This is a genomic window from Klebsiella sp. GW_Kp181, from assembly GCF_040062315.1.
GTDB lineage: Bacteria > Pseudomonadota > Gammaproteobacteria > Enterobacterales > Enterobacteriaceae > Klebsiella > Klebsiella oxytoca.
Genome location: NZ_JBEAFR010000081.1, coordinates 24,519 through 44,335, shown reverse-complemented (window position 1 = coordinate 44,335; position 19,817 = coordinate 24,519). Strand labels below are relative to the sequence as shown.

At 56.7% G+C, this 19,817-nt stretch carries 16 protein-coding genes; 7 read left to right on the top strand and 9 right to left on the bottom strand.

Annotated features, from left to right (window positions below; genetic code table 11):
- Window positions 1-208: 208 nt before the first annotated feature.
- The gene (dtpD, locus tag ABLV11_RS22645; RefSeq protein ID WP_004100264.1) at window positions 209-1,690 is read left to right on the top strand and encodes a dipeptide permease DtpD; all 1,482 of its coding nucleotides are present in this window, start codon (window positions 209-211) and stop codon (window positions 1,688-1,690) included.
- On the opposite strand, the gene phrB is transcribed toward dtpD, so the two are convergent.
- On the bottom strand, window positions 1,659-3,101 hold the full coding sequence (gene phrB / locus ABLV11_RS22640; RefSeq protein ID WP_016807945.1) for a deoxyribodipyrimidine photo-lyase: 1,443 nt from the start codon (window positions 3,099-3,101) through the stop codon (window positions 1,659-1,661). The genes dtpD and phrB overlap by 32 nt on opposite strands.
- Window positions 3,102-3,354: 253 nt before the next feature.
- On the bottom strand, window positions 3,355-3,561 hold the full coding sequence (locus ABLV11_RS22635; RefSeq protein ID WP_004100261.1) for a DUF2517 family protein: 207 nt from the start codon (window positions 3,559-3,561) through the stop codon (window positions 3,355-3,357).
- Window positions 3,562-3,870: 309 nt separating this feature from the next.
- Here ABLV11_RS22635 and kdpF point away from each other — a divergent pair, with 309 nt between their 5' ends.
- The 6 genes from kdpF to kdpE are packed head-to-tail and all read left to right on the top strand — an operon-like array spanning window position 3,871 to window position 11,658.
- Window positions 3,871-3,960, top strand: coding sequence for a K(+)-transporting ATPase subunit F (gene kdpF, locus ABLV11_RS22630; protein WP_016807944.1), 90 nt, complete (start codon window positions 3,871-3,873; stop codon window positions 3,958-3,960).
- Window positions 3,960-5,639 carry a potassium-transporting ATPase subunit KdpA gene (gene kdpA, locus ABLV11_RS22625; RefSeq protein WP_126488801.1) on the top strand — a complete coding sequence of 560 codons (1,680 nt, stop codon included), beginning with the start codon at window positions 3,960-3,962 and terminating at the stop codon, window positions 5,637-5,639. Before kdpF ends, kdpA begins: the two co-directional genes overlap by 1 nt.
- 21 nt (window positions 5,640-5,660) lie before the next feature.
- Window positions 5,661-7,709, top strand: a complete 2,049-nt coding sequence (gene kdpB / locus ABLV11_RS22620; RefSeq protein WP_126488800.1) for a potassium-transporting ATPase subunit KdpB — start codon at window positions 5,661-5,663, stop codon at window positions 7,707-7,709.
- 10 nt (window positions 7,710-7,719) lie between these two features.
- Complete coding sequence (gene kdpC, locus ABLV11_RS22615; protein WP_126488799.1) at window positions 7,720-8,295, top strand: potassium-transporting ATPase subunit KdpC; 576 nt, start codon at window positions 7,720-7,722, stop codon at window positions 8,293-8,295.
- 1 nt (window position 8,296) lies between these two features.
- Window positions 8,297-10,984: a two-component system sensor histidine kinase KdpD gene (gene kdpD, locus ABLV11_RS22610; protein WP_126488798.1), complete on the top strand. Its 2,688-nt coding sequence runs from the start codon at window positions 8,297-8,299 to the stop codon at window positions 10,982-10,984.
- A complete protein-coding gene (kdpE, locus tag ABLV11_RS22605) occupies window positions 10,981-11,658 on the top strand; it encodes a two-component system response regulator KdpE (protein WP_004100256.1) in 678 nt (225 codons plus the stop codon). The genes kdpD and kdpE overlap by 4 nt, the downstream gene beginning before the upstream one ends.
- A gap of 156 nt (window positions 11,659-11,814) precedes the next feature.
- On the opposite strand, the gene araD is transcribed toward kdpE, so the two are convergent.
- The 7 genes from araD to ABLV11_RS22570 form a co-directional block, all read right to left on the bottom strand.
- Window positions 11,815-12,510: an L-ribulose-5-phosphate 4-epimerase gene (gene araD, locus ABLV11_RS22600; protein ID WP_004100255.1), complete on the bottom strand. Its 696-nt coding sequence runs from the start codon at window positions 12,508-12,510 to the stop codon at window positions 11,815-11,817.
- Window positions 12,500-13,399, bottom strand: coding sequence for an L-ribulose-5-phosphate 3-epimerase (locus tag ABLV11_RS22595; RefSeq protein WP_004100254.1), 900 nt, complete (start codon window positions 13,397-13,399; stop codon window positions 12,500-12,502). Before ABLV11_RS22595 ends, araD begins: the two co-directional genes overlap by 11 nt.
- Window positions 13,396-14,874 (bottom strand): FGGY-family carbohydrate kinase, encoded by a 1,479-nt coding sequence (locus ABLV11_RS22590; RefSeq protein ID WP_348855806.1) that lies wholly within the window; start codon window positions 14,872-14,874, stop codon window positions 13,396-13,398. The genes ABLV11_RS22595 and ABLV11_RS22590 overlap by 4 nt, the downstream gene beginning before the upstream one ends.
- A 27-nt stretch (window positions 14,875-14,901) precedes the next feature.
- Window positions 14,902-15,831, bottom strand: a complete 930-nt coding sequence (locus ABLV11_RS22585) for an ABC transporter permease (RefSeq protein ID WP_047721089.1) — start codon at window positions 15,829-15,831, stop codon at window positions 14,902-14,904.
- 67 nt (window positions 15,832-15,898) lie between these two features.
- Window positions 15,899-17,383 carry a sugar ABC transporter ATP-binding protein gene (locus ABLV11_RS22580; RefSeq protein WP_126488796.1) on the bottom strand — a complete coding sequence of 495 codons (1,485 nt, stop codon included), beginning with the start codon at window positions 17,381-17,383 and terminating at the stop codon, window positions 15,899-15,901.
- Between the two features lie 105 nt (window positions 17,384-17,488).
- Window positions 17,489-18,355 (bottom strand): ABC transporter substrate-binding protein, encoded by an 867-nt coding sequence (locus ABLV11_RS22575; RefSeq protein ID WP_049595825.1) that lies wholly within the window; start codon window positions 18,353-18,355, stop codon window positions 17,489-17,491.
- Window positions 18,356-18,637: 282 nt separating this feature from the next.
- Window positions 18,638-19,711, bottom strand: coding sequence for an erythritol/L-threitol dehydrogenase (locus ABLV11_RS22570; protein WP_004100247.1), 1,074 nt, complete (start codon window positions 19,709-19,711; stop codon window positions 18,638-18,640).
- Window positions 19,712-19,817 lie beyond the last annotated feature (106 nt).

Sequence of the window (19,817 nt, the reverse complement as noted above, 5' to 3'; positions counted from 1 at the left end):
TCGATAGTCCTGCCGCGTCGCCGTCAATTTTGCCCATTCACAAAATCCCGCAATTTGTCTACTCACCTCCTCGCGCATTCGTGTATATTTATGCACTATTACAGCATATTAAATAACCAGAAAGCCTATAAGGCCATGAATATCACTAGCGAGTAGCTATTCATGCAGAAAGATCGACTTTCATTTTTATGGCAGGACAAAGCGTTTCATGAACACACAATCTTCACAGCCGCGGGCGATTTATTACGTCGTCGCGCTGCAAATCTGGGAATACTTCAGTTTTTACGGCATGCGCGCGCTGCTCATTCTTTATCTCACCAATCAGCTCAAGTATGACGATAATCATGCCTATGCGCTGTTCAGCGCCTACTGTTCTTTAGTCTACGTCACGCCGATTCTCGGCGGCTTCCTGGCCGATAAGCTGCTGGGCAACCGTATGGCGGTGATGCTCGGCGCGCTGCTGATGGCCATCGGCCATCTGGTGCTCGGCGCCAGCGAAATCGCCCCCACCTTTCTCTATCTGTCGCTGGCGATTATTGTCTGCGGCTACGGGCTGTTTAAATCCAACGTCAGCTGTCTGCTCGGTGAACTGTATGAACCCACAGACCCGCGTCGCGATGGCGGTTTTTCGCTGATGTACGCGGCGGGCAACGTCGGGTCTATCGTCGCGCCAATCGCCTGCGGCTACGTACAGCAAGAGTACAGCTGGGCGATGGGCTTCGCGCTGGCGGCCGTTGGCATGATTGCCGGGCTGGTGATTTTCCTCAGCGGCAATCACCATTTCCGCCACACCCGGGGCGTGAATCGCGAAGCGCTGCGGGCGCGGAGTTTTGTCTTACCGAACTGGGGCTGGCTGCTGGTTCTGCTGATCGCCGCGCCGCTGCTGATCACCGTGCTGTTCTGGCAGGAGTGGTCGGTGTACGCGCTGATTGTCGCGACGGTGATTGGTCTGGCGGTACTGGCGCGGATCTACCTGCGGGCAGAGACCGCCAGGCAGCGTAAAGAGCTGCGCCTGATTATGGTGCTCACCTGCTTCAGCCTGCTGTTCTGGGCCTTTGCGCAGCAGGGCGGCAGCTCCATCAGCCTGTACATCGACCGTTTTGTTAACCGTCATTTTATGGGCTATGAGATACCGACCGCGATGTTCCAGTCGGTCAATGCCTTTGCGGTGATGCTCTGCGGGGTGGTTCTGGCGTGGCTGGTGAAAGAAAACATCAACGGCAACCGTACCGTGCGCATCTGGGGTAAGTTCGCGCTGGGCCTTGGCCTGATGAGCGCCGGGTTCTGCATCCTGACCCTTAGCGCACGTTGGTCAGCCGCCTATGGGCACTCCTCAATGCCGCTGATGGTGCTGGGCCTGGCGGTGATGGGGTTTGCCGAACTGTTTATCGACCCGGTGGCGATGTCGCAGATTACCCGTATCGAGATCCCCGGCGTGACCGGCGTGCTGACCGGCATATATATGCTGCTCTCCGGCGCTATCGCCAACTATCTGGCTGGGGTTATTGCCGATCAAACCTCGCAGGGATCGTTCGACGCCGCCGGAGCCATCAACTATTCAATTAATGCCTACATTGAGGTGTTCAGCCAGATAACCTGGGGCTCGCTGGCCTGCGTCGGCCTGGTGCTGGCTATCTGGCTGTATCACTCCGTTAAGATCAGGGCTCGCCGCCTGGCGATGGAGTCTTAACTTCTCTGGCGGCTTCCCAGGCCGCCAGCGTCTCCAGCCGCGCCTGTTTGTGATCGACAATCGGGCGCGGATAATCCAGCGTTACGCCCTGTTTCTCCGCCCACAGCCACGGTTGATGCAGCGCTTTCTCAGGCACCCCGGCCAACTCCGGTAGCCATTGACGAATAAACTGCCCCGCTTTGTCGAAGCGCTCTCCCTGGGTCGTAGGGTTAAAAATACGAAAATAGGGCGCGGCATCGGTGCCGGTCGAAGCCGCCCACTGCCAGCCGCCGTTATTCGCCGCCAAATCGCCATCTATAAGCTGTTCGATAAAATAGCGCTCCCCCAGCCGCCAGTCGATGCGCAGATCTTTCGCCAGAAAACTGGCGACGATCATCCGCAGGCGGTTATGCATCCAGCCGGTCGCATTAAGCTGACGCATCGCGGCGTCGACAATCGGGAAGCCGGTTTGCCCACGCTGCCAGGCCTGAAGCGCGGTTTTATCGTCCAGCCAGGCAACCTTATCGGTCCAGCCAATAAAAGGCCGACCTTTACACAAGTCCGGGTAGTAAACCATCAGGTGGCGATAAAACTCGCGCCAGATAAGCTCGTTGAGCCATACCGCTCCGGCTTCGCCATCCAGCGCCCGCGGCAGCTCCACCAGTAAGCGGTGCAGACACTGGCGCGGCGAGAGCGCGCCCACCGCCAGGCACGGCGACAGCCGGCTGGTCCCTTCGATGGCCGGAAAATCGCGCTGCTGTTCATATTCGGCGGCCTTTTGCTGGCAGAAGCCGCGAAGCCGGGCGATAGCGCTTTTTTCATCCGCGGCGAACAGTTCGCTATCAAATGACGTCTGTGGAAAATCTATTTTTACTGCAGACGAGGCTGTGATGGGCCCACCCGCACGGACTTTCGGCGCGGCGACGCACTCCGGCAGCGCCTCCTGTAAACGCCGAATAAAAGCATTTTTAAACGGCGTAAATACCTTATACATTTCGCGGCTGCCGGTCAGCACGCTGCCGGGCGGCAGCAGCACGCTGTCATCAAACCCCTGACAGGTCACCTCTGCTAAGGTTCTCTCCACCGCCGCATCGCGCTGGCGCTCATTGATTTCATACTGGTAGTTGTAAAACAGATGCGTCACCTGCTGCTGCCGGCAAATGCTGACGAGTAGCTCTACGCTGGCGGTGAAATCTTCAGCATGTTCAATCTGCAGCGGGATCCCCTTTTCGGCCAGCGCCGCTTGCAGGCTGTGCAGATGGCTGACCATAAACGCCGCCTGGCGCGGCGCCATACCGTGCTGACGCCATTGCCCTGGCGTGGCGATGAATAATCCCAGCACCCTGGCATGCGGATCGCGGCAGGCGGCGGCGAGCGCCAGGTTATCGTGGATGCGCAAATCCGCGCGAAACCAGACCAGATGGGTGGCCATAACATTCCTTTCATGATGAAAATTGATAAGTTCGACGTATATTTGATCCTCCCGCAGGTTAACCTTCGGGGAGTGAATAAGTGTAAGCCACTCATGGCAAAAAAAAACCGCCGGATAAACCGGCGGCATGATGATAAAGCAATCTGTTGGCACGCTGTGTCGCGAGTCTGGCGGAGGAGACAGGGTAAATAAACTGCAATCTCAATGCATTGCCTGTTTCCGCGGCGCGCACGCGCTGAGCCATAAGCCGTTATTAATAAAAATCTGCGGAGGCTTTTTCGGCCTGCGCCATCCATACCGGCTGTTCGCTGGTCTTTGCCCACACGCGGTGCAGCCAGCTGTAAAAACGGGCGCGATCTTTCCAGAACAGCATCACCGGCAGCGCCAGTACGCCAGCCGCCACGGCGAAAGCGCGACGCGCAAAGATGATATGAGCAGGATAAGTTTTGTACAACGCCATAATTTCTCTCCCCTTTGTCAGGCCGGCAAGTAAAGCCGGTAAAGTTAATCTGTTTCTCTGCTTAAAATAGTACCGCTTTGGCTGTAATTTTACTACTCATCCGACCACTAAAAACGCCTATTCAGGATTTATTTACATTCATCCGGTAATTAAGTTACATAAAGGTTAAATTAATACTAATCATTAGTTAAATTGTGGTTTTGGCCATTTTTATATTTTTTTTACACCCCCGTGGCTGATTTTTGCGAAATCTTTGCGCCCGACTTCCTATTCTCCTCGTAAATCAAAAAAGACATCCGGAGGTGGATTGTGACTACAGGCGTAATCGCTGGCGTAGCGCTGGTGTTCCTGTTGCTGGTTTATCTGGTTTATGCCCTGATACATGCGGAGGCATTCTGATGGCCGCTCAAGGTTTTTTACTCATCGCGACTTTTATTCTGCTACTAATGATCCTCGCTCGTCCGCTGGGTACGGCGCTGGCGAGGATGATCAATGATATGCCGCTACCGGGTCTGGCCCGGATTGAACGCGGTTTATGGCAGGCAGCGGGGATTCGTTCGCAGGAGATGAACTGGCTCCAGTATTTAGTGGCGATTCTGCTGTTTAACGCGCTGGGTCTGGCGGCGCTGTTCGCTCTGCTGATATTTCAGGGCTCTCTGCCGCTCAACCCGCAGCATCTGCCCGGTCTGTCATGGGATCTGGCGCTGAATACGGCGGTGAGCTTTGTCAGTAACACCAACTGGCAGGCCTATGCCGGTGAAGCCACCATGAGTAGCCTTAGCCAGATGGCCGGGCTGGCGGTGCAAAACTTCCTCTCCGCCGCTACCGGCATCGCGGTGATCTTTGCCCTCACCCGCGCATACGCCCGGCAGAAAGTCACCGCTCTGGGCAACGCCTGGGTCGATCTGACCCGCATTACTCTCTGGGTGCTGCTGCCGATTTCGCTGCTGATTGCGCTGTTCTTTATCCAGCAGGGCGTGCCGCAAAGTTTATCGCCGAATCAGGAATTTACCTCGCTTGAAGGGGTACGCCAGATGCTGCCGTTGGGGCCGGTGGCTTCGCAGGAAGCGATAAAAATGCTGGGTACCAACGGCGGCGGCTTCTTTAACGCCAACTCGGCGCATCCCTTTGAAAACCCCACCGCGCTGACCAACCTGGTGCAGATGCTGGCGATCTTTCTCATTCCGGCGGCGCTGTGCTTCGCTTTCGGTGAGGCGGTGGGCGATCGCCGTCAGGGTCGGGCGATTCTGTGGGCGATGACGCTCATCTTCATCGTCTGCGTGGCGGTAGTGATGTGGGCAGAAACCCGCGGCAACCTTCACTTGCTGAGCCTTGGCGCCGACAGCAGTAGCAACATGGAAGGCAAAGAGAGCCGGTTCGGTATTCTCGCCAGCAGCCTGTTTGCCGTGGTCACCACCGCCGCGTCCTGTGGGGCAGTCAACGCCATGCACGACTCCTTTACCGCGCTGGGCGGGATGGTCCCTATGTGGCTGATGCAGATAGGCGAAGTGGTCTTCGGCGGCGTCGGCTCGGGTCTGTACGGCATGCTGCTGTTCGTGATGCTGGCCGTGTTTATCGCCGGGCTGATGATTGGCCGCACCCCGGAATACCTCGGGAAAAAAATCGACGTCCGCGAAATGAAAATGATCGCGCTGGCGATCCTCGTTACCCCGACGCTGGTGCTCCTCGGCACGGCGCTGGCGATGCTGACCGAGGCCGGTCGCGCGGGCATGTTTAACCCCGGGCCGCATGGCTTCAGCGAAGTACTGTATGCCGTCACCTCAGCGGCGAACAACAACGGCAGCGCCTTTGGCGGCCTCAGCGCGGCAACACCGTTCTGGAACCTGCTACTGGCATTCTGCATGCTGGTCGGCCGCTTCGCGGTGATTATCCCGGTGATGGCGATTGCCGGTTCGCTGGTGACGAAGAAAATTCAGCCCGCCGGCAGCGGCACGCTCGCCACCCATGACGCGCTGTTTATCGGCCTGCTGATCGGCACCGTACTGTTGGTCGGCGCCCTGACCTTTATTCCCGCGCTGGCGCTCGGCCCGCTGGCAGAACATTTTTCCTTACTTTAAGCGATTGCGGAGCAACCTGTTATGAGTCGCAAATCATTAGCCCTGCTGGAGCCGACGCTGGTGCGTCAGGCCCTGCTCGACGCCGTGAAAAAACTGAGCCCTGCCGTACAGTGGCGTAACCCGGTGATGTTTATCGTCTGGATCGGCAGCCTGCTCACCACCCTGCTGGCCATTGCCATGGCGAGCGGGCAAATCGCCGGCAGCGCCGGATTTACCGCCGCTATTAGTCTCTGGCTGTGGTTCACCGTCCTGTTCGCCAACTTCGCCGAAGCGATGGCGGAAGGCCGCAGTAAAGCGCAGGCCAACAGCCTCAAAGGTGTCAAAAAGACCGCCTTTGCCCGTAAGCTGCGCGCGCCGCAGCACGATGCGCAAATTGACCACGTCCCCGCCGAAGAGCTGCGTAAAGGTGACGTGGTGCTGGTGGAAGCGGGAGATATTATCCCCTGCGATGGCGAAGTTATCGAAGGCGGCGCATCGGTAGATGAGAGCGCCATTACCGGTGAGTCCGCGCCGGTTATCCGCGAATCCGGCGGCGACTTCGCCTCGGTGACCGGCGGGACGCGTATTCTCTCCGACTGGCTGGTGATCCGCTGTAGCGTCAACCCGGGCGAAACCTTCCTTGACCGGATGATCGCCATGGTTGAAGGTGCTCAGCGCCGCAAGACGCCGAACGAAATTGCGCTAACCATCCTGCTTATTGCCCTGACGCTGGTATTCCTGCTGGCCACCGCCACTATCTGGCCCTTCTCCGCCTGGAGCGGTAATGCGGTCAGCGTAACGGTACTGGTGGCGCTGCTGGTATGCCTGATCCCCACCACTATTGGGGGCCTGCTGTCGGCCATCGGCGTTGCCGGAATGAGCCGCATGCTCGGCGCGAACGTCATCGCCACCAGCGGCCGCGCGGTTGAGGCGGCGGGCGATGTCGATGTCCTGCTGCTGGATAAAACCGGCACCATTACCCTCGGCAACCGCCAGGCTTCGGCATTCCTGCCTGCGCATGGCGTGGAAGAAAAAACCCTTGCCGATGCCGCCCAGCTGTCGTCGCTGGCCGATGAAACGCCGGAAGGCCGCAGCATCGTCGTCCTGGCCAAACAGCGCTTTAACCTGCGCGAGCGCGATCTCCAGTCGCTGCATGCCACCTTTGTGCCGTTTACCGCCCAGACCCGGATGAGCGGCATCAACATCGACCAGCGGATGATCCGCAAAGGTTCCGTAGATGCCATCCGCCGCCACGTTGAGGCCAACGGCGGCCACTTTCCGGCCGATGTCGATAAGCAGGTTGAAGAAGTGGCGCGTCTTGGCGCGACGCCGCTGGTGGTCGCCGAAGGCGAGCGGGTGCTGGGGATTATCTCGCTGAAAGATATCGTGAAAGGCGGCATCAAAGAGCGTTTTGCCCAACTGCGTAAAATGGGGATTAAAACGGTGATGATCACCGGCGATAACCGACTGACCGCCGCCGCTATCGCCGCGGAAGCCGGAGTGGACGACTTTCTCGCCGAAGCGACGCCGGAGGCCAAGCTGGCGTTGATCCGCCAGTATCAAGCGGAAGGTCGGCTGGTGGCGATGACTGGCGACGGTACCAACGACGCCCCGGCGCTGGCGCAGGCCGACGTGGCGGTCGCGATGAACTCCGGTACCCAGGCGGCGAAAGAGGCGGGCAATATGGTGGATCTCGACTCTAACCCCACCAAACTGATCGAGGTCGTACATATCGGTAAACAGATGCTGATGACCCGCGGATCCCTGACCACCTTCAGTATCGCCAACGACGTGGCGAAGTACTTTGCCATCATTCCGGCCGCCTTTGCCGCCGTCTATCCGCCGCTGGCGATGCTCAACGTGATGCATCTGCACTCGCCCTCTTCGGCGATCCTGAGCGCGGTGATTTTTAACGCGCTGATTATCATCTTCCTGATCCCGCTGGCGCTGAAGGGCGTGAGCTATAAGCCGCTGACGGCCTCGGCGATGCTGCGCCGCAACCTGTGGGTCTACGGCCTGGGCGGATTGCTGGTGCCCTTTATCGGTATCAAAGCTATCGACCTGTTATTGACCCTGACCGGGCTGCTGTGAGGAAAAAACCATGTCATTCATTCGTCCTGCTCTTGTACTGTTTATTCTGTTAACGCTGCTCACCGGCGGCGTCTACCCGCTGTTGACCACCGCGCTGGGACAGTGGTGGTTCCCACAGCAGGCCAACGGCTCGCTGGTGCGGATTGACGGCGAAGTGCGCGGTTCCCGTCTCATCGGGCAGAACTTTACCGCGCCGGGCTATTTCCAGGGCCGCCCTTCCGCCACGGCGGAGATGCCGGATAACCCGCTGGCCTCCGGCGGCAGCAACCTCGCCGCCAGCAATCCGGCGCTGGACAACGCCATCAGCGAACGGGTGCAGGCCCTGCGCGCCGCCAATCCGGACGCCAGTGCCGCGGTTCCGGTGGAGCTGGTCACCGCCTCGGCGAGCGGGCTGGATTACAGCCTGACGCCTGCCGCCGCCCTGTGGCAGGCGCCGCGCGTCGCCAAAGCGCGACAGCTCAGCGTGGAGCAGGTCACGCAACTGTTGAACGAGGCAACGCAAAAACCGTTGCTCAGTTTTCTCGGCCAACCTGTGGTAAATATACTGCAGCTGAATATGTCGCTGGATGCCCTGAAGGATAAGTAAGATGAGTGATGAGCCGCTGCGTCCGGACCCTGATCGCCTGCTGCAACACGCCGCCGCCCCGCACCGCGGTAAGCTAAAGATATTTTTCGGCGCCTGCGCCGGGGTCGGTAAAACCTGGGCAATGCTGGCGGAAGCGCAGCGGCTGCGCGCCCAGGGGCTGGATATCCTGATTGGCGTGGCGGAAACCCACGGGCGTAAAGAGACGGCGGCGATGCTTGAGGGGCTGAGTACCCTGCCCCAGCGCCGCCTTTCCCACCGCGGGCGCTACGTGAAGGAGTTTGACCTTGACGGCGCCCTGGCCCGCCGCCCGGCGCTGATCCTGGTCGATGAGCTGGCGCACAGCAACGCGCCCGGATCGCGTCATCCTAAACGCTGGCAGGACGTCGAAGAGCTGCTGGAAGCCGGCATCGATGTGTTTACCACCGTTAACGTTCAGCACCTCGAGAGCCTGAACGATGTCGTCAGCGGCATCACCGGCGTGCAGGTTCGCGAAACCGTCCCCGATCCGTTTTTCGACGCCGCCGACGATGTGGTGCTGGTTGACCTGCCTCCGGACGATCTGCGTCAGCGGCTCAATGAAGGTAAAGTCTATATCGGCGGTCAGGCTGAGCGGGCCATTGAAAACTTCTTTCGCAAGGGCAATCTCATCGCCCTGCGCGAGCTGGCGCTACGCCGTACTGCCGATCGAGTCGATGAGCAGATGCGCGCCTGGCGCGATCGCCAGGGCCAGGAAAAAGTCTGGCATACCCGCGACGCCATTTTGCTCTGCATCGGCCATAACACCGGCAGCGAAAAGCTGGTGCGCGCCGCCGCCCGGCTGGCCGCCAGATTGGGCAGCGTCTGGCATGCGGTGTATGTTGAAACCCCGTCGCTGCACCGCCTGTCGGAGGCGAAGCGGCGGGCGATTCTCGCCGCGCTCAGGCTGGCGCAGGAGCTGGGAGCGGAAACCGCCACCCTCTCCGATCCCTCCGAAGAGAAGGCCGTTCTGCACTACGCCCGCGAACATAATCTCGGCAAGATAGTGATTGGCCGCCAGCAGAAAAGGCGCTGGTGGGATCGCGGCGGCTTCGCCGATCGGCTGGCCCGTCACGCCCCGGATCTCGATCTGGTGGTGATCGCGCTGGATGAAAAAGCCGCCTCCCTGCCGGCTCGCGCCAGCGATAGCCGGACGGCGATGGATAAATGGCGTCTACAGCTCCAGGGCTGCGTCGTCGCCATCGCGCTGTGCGCGGTGATTACCGTTGTCGCCATGCAGTGGCTGATGGCCTTTGAGGCCGCCAACCTGGTGATGCTGTATCTGCTTGGCGTGGTGATTATCGCTCTCGTGTATGGCCGTTGGCCGTCGGTACTGGCGACGGTGATTAACGTGGTCAGCTTCGATCTGTTTTTCGTTGCGCCGCGCGGTACGCTGGCGGTTTCAGATGTACAGTATTTACTCACCTTTGGCGTGATGCTGACCGTCGGGCTGCTTATCGGCAACCTCACCGCCGGCGTTCGCTACCAGGCGCGGGTGGCGCGCTATCGCGAGCGGCGCACCCGGCATCTGTACGAAATGTCCAAAGCGCTGGCGGTGGGCCGCAGCCGTGAAGATATCGCCGCCACCAGCGAACGGTTTATCGCCTCGACGTTTCAGGCGCGCAGTCAGCTACTGCTGCCCGATGAGATGAACCGGCTCTCTCCATTGACTCAACCCACCGCGGCCATCACCTGGGACGACGCGATCGCCCGCTGGAGCTTCGATAAGGGGCTGCCCGCCGGGGCGGGTACCGATACGTTACCCGGCGTCCCCTACCAAATCCTGCCGCTGAAAAGCGCCGCCCGTACCTGGGGGCTGGTGGTGGTGGAGCCGGCTAACCTGCACCAGCTGATGATCCCCGAACAACAGCGCCTGCTGGAAACCTTTACCCTGCTGGTCGCCAGCGCGCTGGAGAGACTGACGCTCACCGCCAGCGAAGAGCAGGCGCGGCTGAACAGCGAGCGGGAAAGCCTGCGCAACTCGCTGCTGGCGGCGCTGTCCCATGATTTACGCACCCCGCTGACGGTGCTGTTCGGCCAGGCGGAGATCCTGACCCTCGATCTTGCCAGCGAAGGGTCGAAGCACGCGCCGCAGGCCAATGAGATACGCCAGCACGTACTGAACACCACCCGGTTGGTGAATAATCTGCTGGATATGGCGCGGATCCAGTCCGGCGGCTTTAATTTGCATAAAGAGTGGTTAACCCTCGAAGAGGTGGTCGGCAGCGCGCTGCGCATGCTGGAACCGGGGCTCGGTGGGCGGCATATTCAGCTCGATCTGCCGGACCCGCTGCTGCTGGTACACGTCGATGGCCCGCTATTTGAACGGGTGCTGATTAATCTGCTGGAAAACGCGGTGAAGTACACCGGGCCGCAGGCGCAAATCGGCATCGCGGCGCATGTCGACCCGCACCATTTATTGCTTGAGGTGTGGGATAACGGGCCGGGTATTCCTCCAGGGCAGGAACAGGCTATCTTTGATAAATTCGCCCGCGGCAATAAAGAGTCGGCGATCCCCGGCGTAGGCCTGGGACTGGCGATTTGTCAGGCCATCGTTGAGGTGCACGGCGGAACGATTAGCGCCGAGACGCGCCCGCAAGGCGGCGCCTGTTTCCGTGTTACACTGCCGCGAGAAGCGCCCCCTGAACTGGAAGAGTTAGCCGAGGAAATGTGATTAACGTTCTGATTATCGAAGACGAAAACGCTATCCGCCGCTTTCTGCGCACCGCGCTGGAAGCCGACGGCATGCGCGTATTTGAAGCAGAGACGCTGCAGCGCGGGCTGATCGAAGCCGCGACCCGCAAGCCGGATTTAGCTATTCTCGATCTGGGTCTGCCCGATGGCGACGGCAACGCGTTTATTCGCGAGGTTCGCCAGTGGAGCCAGATGCCGATTATCGTGCTGTCGGCGCGCACCGAGGAGCAGGACAAAATCGCCGCCCTTGACGCAGGAGCCGATGACTATCTCAGTAAACCCTTTGGCATTGGCGAGCTGCAGGCGCGACTGAGGGTGGCGATGCGTCGCCATGCCGGCGCCCAGGCCGACGAGCCGCGGGTGCGTTTTGCCGATATTGACGTTGATATCCCCGCCCGCCGCATCGTGCGCGGCGATGAAGAGATCCACCTGACGCCGATTGAGTTTCGCCTGCTGGTGGTCCTGCTCAACAACCCTGGCAAAGTGCTGACCCAGCGACAGCTGCTCAACCAGGTCTGGGGGCCAAATGCGGTGGAGCACAGCCACTACCTGCGGATTTATATGGGGCACCTGCGGCAAAAGCTGGAGGCCGACCCGGCCCGTCCGCAGCACTTGCTGACCGAAACGGGGATCGGCTATCGGTTTATGCCCTAGCCGTTGTCCCCGGCTCGCGCTTCGCTTAGCCGGGCTACAGTTCCTGCGCTGTTTCATCGCGGTGGCGCTGCGCTGACCGGGCTACGGGTTCACCGTCGACTGCGGACCGGTAGCCCGGATAAGGCGTTTACGCCGCCATCCGGGGAATGCAGGCAATTACTGCCCGTAGTAGGCCCCCGCGCCGTGTTTACGCAAATAGTGTTTATCCAGCAGGGTCGCAGAGACCGGCTGTTCGTCAGCGCTTAACTGGCGGGTCCACATATTCATATAGGCAATCTCTTCCAGCACCACGGCATTATGCACCGCGTTCGCCGGATCTTTTCCCCATGCAAATGGGCCGTGGCCGTGAACCAGCGCGGCGGGCACGCTGAGCGGATCGGTATGCTGCGCGCCCAGCGTTTCGATAATCACGTGACCGGTATTGGTTTCATAATCACTGCGGATTTCATCATCGCTAAGGGGACGGGTACACGGGATCGGCCCATAAAAATAGTCGGCATGGGTGGTGCCCATCGCCAGCAGCGACCTCCCCGACTGCGCCCAAATCGTCGCATGGCGCGAATGGGTATGCACAATTCCGCCCACGCCGCTGAATGCCTTATACAGCTCGAGATGGGTCGGCGTATCCGACGAGGGCTTATAGCGTCCCTCCACCACGCTGCCGGTCGCCAGCTCCACCACCACCATATCGTCAGCGGTCATCACGGCGTATTCCACGCCGGAGGGTTTGATCACCACCAGCCCGGCGTCGCGATCGATGCCGCTGACGTTGCCCCAGGTAAAGGTCACGAGATTAAATTTCGGCAGCGCCAGATTGGCATCAAGAACCGCCTGCTTGAGGTTATCCAACATACTTCACTCCTGAATTCACAATGCCTTCATAGTGCGGTGGACGAAATGTCTGCTGGTATTTATCCGTTAGCCACGCTTTAGCGTCGGCGATTCTCTCGCTATCCAGCCCGTCGTTTTTGGCCCACATCTCAATCAGCCAGGCGCCGCGATAGTTCAGCGCCGAGAGCGTACGAAATATCTCCGTGAAATCGACGCAGCCGGTACCGAATGGCACATCGCGAAACTGCCCCAGCGAAGCGTGGGACACCGGCTGCGTATCCTTCAAATGAATGGCGGTGATTTTATGAATTCCCTTACTCAACTCTTCGGGAACATCGTTTTGCCATGCGCTTAAGTTGCCGACGTCCGGATAGACGCAAAACCACGGACTACAGACCTTCCTTTCGAGATCCAGCCAGCGGGAGATATTGCTCATAAAGGCGGTATCCATAATCTCCATCGACAGCATCACCTGCGCTTTCGCCGCTTCGGCTACCGCCCAGTTGATGCCCTCAATAAAGTATTCCCGGGTCTGCGCCGAAGAGGATTCGTAATAGACGTCATAGCCTGCCAGCTGGATGTTGCGAATACCGACGTGGCTGGCAAAATCCAGCGCATCAAGCATCAGTTCCCGCGCCTTGAGCCGGGTCTCACGATTGACGCTACCAAAGGGATGGCTGCGGTGCGCGGAGAGGCACATGCTCGGCACATCGATACCGCTGTTAATTTTGTCGGCCACAAATGCCAGCCGCTGTCCACGGTTCCAGCGCAGCCTGGCCTGGCGTTCAGGACTCTCATCAACGGAGATTTCGATAAAATCAAACTCCAGGCCAGCCGCCATTTCGAAGCGTTTCGGCCAGTCCAGCGCAGCGGGAAGCGCTTTTTCGTAGATACCAAGTCTCGGTTTCATTGCGCCGCCCCCGTTGCCCTGGAGAGGCTTTGCGCGACCTCTACGTAACGGGCATAACCTTCGCGCAGCTGCTGATGCCGCTTGCCGTCCGGTTGATAACTGACCACCTCGGGCTGCGTGGCCGCTATCGCTTCGCTGAAGTTGGCGTAGGTTCCGCTGCCGGCGGCTGCGCACAGCGCGGCGGCTCGACATCCCGCCTGTTCGATGTCCACGACTTCCAGAGGAAGATTGGCCGCGTCGGCGTACATCTGGGTCCAGCCTCTCGACTGGCTCGGCCCGCCGGTAAAGCGAATTTTTTCAATACCCCGATTGAGTTCAATAATGCGGTCCTGATGTATCAGGTGAGAAAAAACGATCCCGCGGTAGATGGCCGCAATAATATCCTTTTTCGTATGATGTCCCGCCAGACCTACCAGCGCACCCGGCAGATCCATCGCCAGATTGGAACCGAACAGATAAGGTAAAAAAATCAGGTTGCTGTCGGTCTCTTGCGCAATCCAGCTTTCGAAATGGTCGTAGCAGCGGTCATCGTCAGGGAAAAACTGTTTCACAAACCAGGAGAGATTGCTCGCCGAAGTGGGGCTGCCCTCATGAACAAAATATTTGCCCGGAATGCAGTATTTTCCCCAAATGTAGGGATAGTCGCTGGCAATAATGCTGTCCGTCACCGAGGTGGCGATACTCCATGTACCGGCCACTGCGCTCAGGGTATCCGCCCGGTCAATGCCCGATGAGACGGCGGAGGCCACCACGTCGAAAAAGCCGCCGAATACCGGCGTTCCGGGACATAATCCGCAGTCCAGCGAGGCCTGCAGGGTAATGTGGCCCACGCAGTCCGTCGAGTTGACCACAGGCGCGGTCTTATCCGCCACTTCCTCAATGCCGAAAAGCGCCATCATGTCGCGGTCGTAGCGGGAGGAAAGCTGGTTATAAAAATTGCTGCCGGAAATATTGGTAATTTCCGCCGTCGCCTCGCCGGTCAGACGAAAGCGAATGTAGTCGTGCACCATTAAAACGGCGTCGATTCTGTCGTAGTTGGCGGGCTCATGTGCTTTTAACCACGCCAGCAGCGATACCGGGTGCCCGGTCCACAACTGCTGCAGCCCTTTGGGATAGGCCAGTTTATCGACCCCTTCGCGGTACCATTTTTTGACGAACGCCAGCGCCCGGGTATCGGATGAGATAATTCCGTTGCGCACCGGCTCGCCTTTTTTATCAATCGCGTACAGCCCTTTGCCGTGCGAGGAGAAGCCGATCCCGCCAATACTTAACGCTGGCACCTGGCTTTCAAACAGCGCTTTTTTTATTACGCTGCAAACGGTATCCCATAGCTCATGCATGTTCCTCTCGGTAAAACCCGGCTGTTCGGATAATACCTGTGCATATTGCGAAGCCACGTGGATCTCCTGCCCGCACTCAGTATATATCCCGGCTTTGGTGACCGTACCACCGATATCCACTCCGATAAAATTCATATCCCTTCGTCCCATAATTAATATAAGTTAACGTCTGGCTGAGCTAATAAAGGTGGCGCCCCAAATAATAAGCCCTTTCACCACGTACTGAACGTAAGGTGAGATCCCTAACAGGTTTAATCCATTATTCAGTACGCCGAGCATCATGGCGCCGATCAGCGTGCCAATAATCATTCCGCGCCCACCGGCAATCGATGCCCCGCCGAGCACCACGGCGGCAATAGCATCCAGTTCAAAACCGACGCCCGCATTAGGCTGACCGCTCATCACCCGTGAGGTAAAAATAAGACCGGCAAAACTGGCGGTAAAACCGCTGATCACATAAACCAGCAATTTATAATATTTAACCCGCAGTCCGCTCAGGCGCGCCGCTTCTTCATTGCCGCCAAGAGAATAAACATAGCGGCCAAACGGCATATGATTCAGCACGATATAAAAGATGAAATATAAAACCACCATCAGAATAATAGGTACCTGAATACCGAACAGATATTCACGGCCCCAAAAAGCGAATGAATCCGGTAAGCCGGAGATGGGATAGCCGCCGGTATAGATCAGTGCCAGCCCCTTCGCAATAATCATCGCGCCGAGGGTTACGATAATCGGCGGCATTTTGCCGTAGGCGGTTAAAAAGCCGTTCAGCGCGCCAAAGGCGACGCCGGAACCCAGGCCGATAAGAATGGCTAACCACGGGTCTAAACCATAGTACTTCATTAATCCCGCCATCAGCGTACCGGCCAGGGCCATGACCGCGCCGACGGAGAGGTCGATCCCGCCGGTCAGGATGGCAAAGGTCATTCCGATGGCGATGATGGCATTGATCGAGACCTGACGGGCGACGGTAGATAAGTTATCAACCGTTAAGAAATAGTCATTAAAAATAGCCATACAGGAAAACAGGAGTACCAGACCAACGAACGGCAGGAATGCAGGCATTTTTAATAAACTATGCAGCATCTTTTTATTTTTATCAGGAGACACGGCTGGCGCTAATGATACGTTTTCATTACTCATTTAATACTCCCTAAATAATATTACCGGCAGCATGCAGCATAATGACGGTGGAATTAATTTGGTCGTTCTCAAGCTCCGCAACGATATTACCGTCGCGAAAAACCATCACCCGATCGCTGACGCCTATGACCTCTGGAAGCTCAGATGAAATCATAATTATCGCAATCCCCTGGGCGGTGAGGTCGCGCATAATCTGGTAGATTTCTGATTTTGCTCCGACATCAATACCGCGAGTCGGCTCGTCAAAAATAAGAATATTGACGTCATGATTTAACCAACGAGAAATAACGACTTTCTGCTGGTTACCGCCGCTCAATGTCCCCACCGCGGTCCCGGCATCTGGCGTTTTCACACCAACGTGGCTAATTAAACGCTCGGCGGTCAGGCGCTCTTCGTTATCGCGGATAAGCGAGAACTGGCAGGCGTGTTTGTTAAGCCAGATATTGTCTTTGACCGAAAAAGGCAGTACCAGTCCCTGCGTTTTGCGGCTTTCCGGCAACAGGCCGATACCCAGACGCAGAGCCCGATCGGTTGAATTTATCGTCACCTCTTTTCCGGCCAGACGGACGCGTTTTTTGTAGCATTTATCCGCGCCGGTCAGAGCCAGAATCGCTTCGGAACGCCCCGACCCCACCAGCCCGGCAAGGCCTAAAATCTCCCCTTTGCGCAACGTCAGCCGATTAACCTGACTACTTTCGGTCAGCTGAATTTCCGCCTCCAGCAGTATTTCATCATGCGCCAGCGTCCGCCGCTCGGGATAGATGTTCTCCACCTCACGGCCGACCATCATCTGGATCATCTCTGCGATATCGATATTGTCGACCTTTGCCGATCCGATATATTTGCCGTCGCGCAGAATACTCAGGCTGTCGCAGATTTCATATATCTCCTCCAGATGATGCGAGATAAAGAACATGCCGACGCCTTTGGCCTTTAAATCGCGCATCACGCGGAAAAGATGTTCCGCCTCGCCAGGAGTTAGGGTCGCGGTGGGTTCGTCCAGAATGAGAATTTGCGCATCCAGCGACAGCGCTTTGGCAATTTCCACGAATTGCTGCTCGGCGACGCTGAGATGGCAGATTTGCTCGTCGGGATCGAGCGTGACGCCAAGCTCTTTAAAAATGCGTAACGCCTCCCGACGCATCGCTTTACGATCTAACAGGCCAAAACGATTTACCTTTTCACGATTAAGGAAAATATTCTCATAAGCGTTCAGATAGGGAATAAGAGAAAACTCCTGAAAGATAATCCCTACGCCGCAGGCAATCGCATCGCGATAGTTATGAAAATGCTGCTGCTTACCATCAATATAAATATTACCGGCGTCAGGTTGATAGATCCCGCACAGGATTTTCATCAGCGTCGATTTACCCGCGCCGTTTTCACCTAATAAAGCGTGAACTTCTCCACGAGCAAGGGTGATATTAACATTATCCAGCGCCTTGACTCCGGGGAAGCTTTTACTGACGTTTTTGACTTCCAGTAGGCTGGGCATAAACATCGCTCCATAATGGCTCGATAAAATAGCGAGCCATACTTTAATAAGAATCCGGCACGGCTCACCTGAATAAGCGAGAGCCGCTGTGGCGTAATAACGCGATTACCAGTGGAAATCTTTGGCGTTGTTTTTATCGATAAGCTTCACATCAACAGGAATCTCTTTAGGAATATTCGCCCCCCAGTGTTTTGCCAGGGCAATACCTAAGCCAATACGCAGCTGATCGCGCGGGAACTGTGCTGCGGTAGCAATAAACGGCGTATTACCTTTGGCAATTTCAGCCACCGCTTCCGGAGAACCATCGACGCTGACCAGCTTGACATCGCGTCCAGATGACTGAATAGCCGCCAGGGCACCGAGTGAGCCAACATCATTGACGCTGAAAATACCGTTGAGCGTCGGGTTGGATTGCAGCATATTTTCCGTCACGCTCATGGAGGTATCGCGCTCTTGTTTACCATTCAGTTTGGTAAGCACTTTAATATTGGGATGCTTTTTCATCGCATCTTCAAAGCCGCGCACGCGCTCCAGAATAGGCACCACCGGAATTCCGTCGAGAATCGCCACGTTGCCTTTATCTCCCAGCGCTTTGGCTAAATGCTCTCCGGCAATAAAGCCCGCATCATAGTTTTTTGAACCCACAAAAGAATCAATCGGACCGTTAGCCTGAGCATCTATCGCCACCACCACCACGCCGGCTTTTTTGGCGGCCAGGACGGCGGTTTCCGCGCCAACGCTATCTGCCGGGTTAATCAGTAAAATATCAATTTTCTTTTGCAGCATATCCTCAACATCGCTAATCTGCTTGGAGACATCATGCGCCGCATCCGCAGTATAGACGGTCGCGTTAATATCTTTTGCCGACTGTTCAAGCGACTCTTTCATGGTCACGAAATATTCGTTGTTTAATTCCTGGAAGGACATGCCGATAGTCAAAGGCTTAGCATTAACGCAGGCGACCATGCTCATAGCCAGAAGTCCTGAGAGTAATGCTTTGGTATTAAATTTTACAGGCATTCAATATCTCCTTATTGAGTTGTGCGCTGCGGAATATAAATTATTCAGCAGCGTTTTCATGGTACTAATGTTGCCTGATTTACTGAGCAATAAATTCACCACTGGTAATTAGCAGAGGCTACCGACATTTATCTCAGCAATCCCCATGATTGAAGAAATCCAGTATTGATTTAGCAGCCATTTATGAAAGTGCAGAACAATAAATATAAATGACGCGAGTGAATGATGATAAATTTATGGCTTGATAACGACCTTGATGGAATCCAGCGATTTGGCCATCTCAAAAGCGGCTTTCCACTCATCGATAGAATAGAAATGCGTTACCACGCCTTTGGCGGTCAAGAGGCCACGCTCAAAAAGATCGATAGCGATTTCATAGCTGTAGGGGCCGAGATGCGCACCGCGAATATCGAGCTCTTTGCGGTCGCCGATGATCGACCAGTCGGCGGTGGTTTCTTTCCCAAACACGCTAAATTCAACGAAGCGCCCCAGCTTGCGTATCATCTCCAGCCCCTGAGTCACGCCAACAGGCGCGCCGGTCGCTTCGATATAAACGTCGCAGCCGTATCCGTCCGTCATGGATTTAACGATGGCGACGGCGTCCTCTTTCGCCGCGTTGATGACCACGTCGGCGCCAAACGCTTTAGCCAGCGCCAGGCGATCTTCCATGGTATCGATGACCACCAGTTTCTTCGGCGTCTTAAGATGAGCGACCTGCACCATGCACAGCCCCAGCGGCCCGGCGCCGGCGATAACGACCACATCATCCAGTTCGATATCCCCGCGGCGTACCGTATGGATTGCACAGGCCATAGGTTCGATCAGCGCCGCATCTTCTTCACTTAATGATTCAGGAATTTTATGAATAATCGCGCGTTCGGAGAAACGCATATATTCAGCCATACCGCCATCGGCGACATCTTTCTGGAAGCCGTAAATATCATGGGTTTCACACATCCAGTATTTTCCGGTTTTACAGAAACGGCACTCATGGCAGGGAACAATCTGTTCAGCGAGAATGCGATCGCCAATTTTTAATTTATATTTTTCAGCGGAACCCGGGCCTAATTCAGCAACCCGACCGTAAAACTCATGGCCGGGCACTACCGGCGTTTTTACCCACGGATTATCACCCCAGAACATCGGCGCACCGTCCTGGGCCTTGCAATCACCGGCGCATATTCCACAGCCGTCAACCTTAATGACCACTTCCTTTTCTTTGGCGATCGGGCGGCGAATTTTCTCAAAGCGATAATCCTGGGGACCGTGGCAGACAACCGCTTTCATATCTTCAGGTAATTGTTCCATCGTAAACCTCTTTTTCGGATAAATAATGAAGAGGGACAGTATTGCTAATGCAATACTCCTCCAACTGGTACAGAGCGATTAAATGATGATGCAATTAGATTATTAT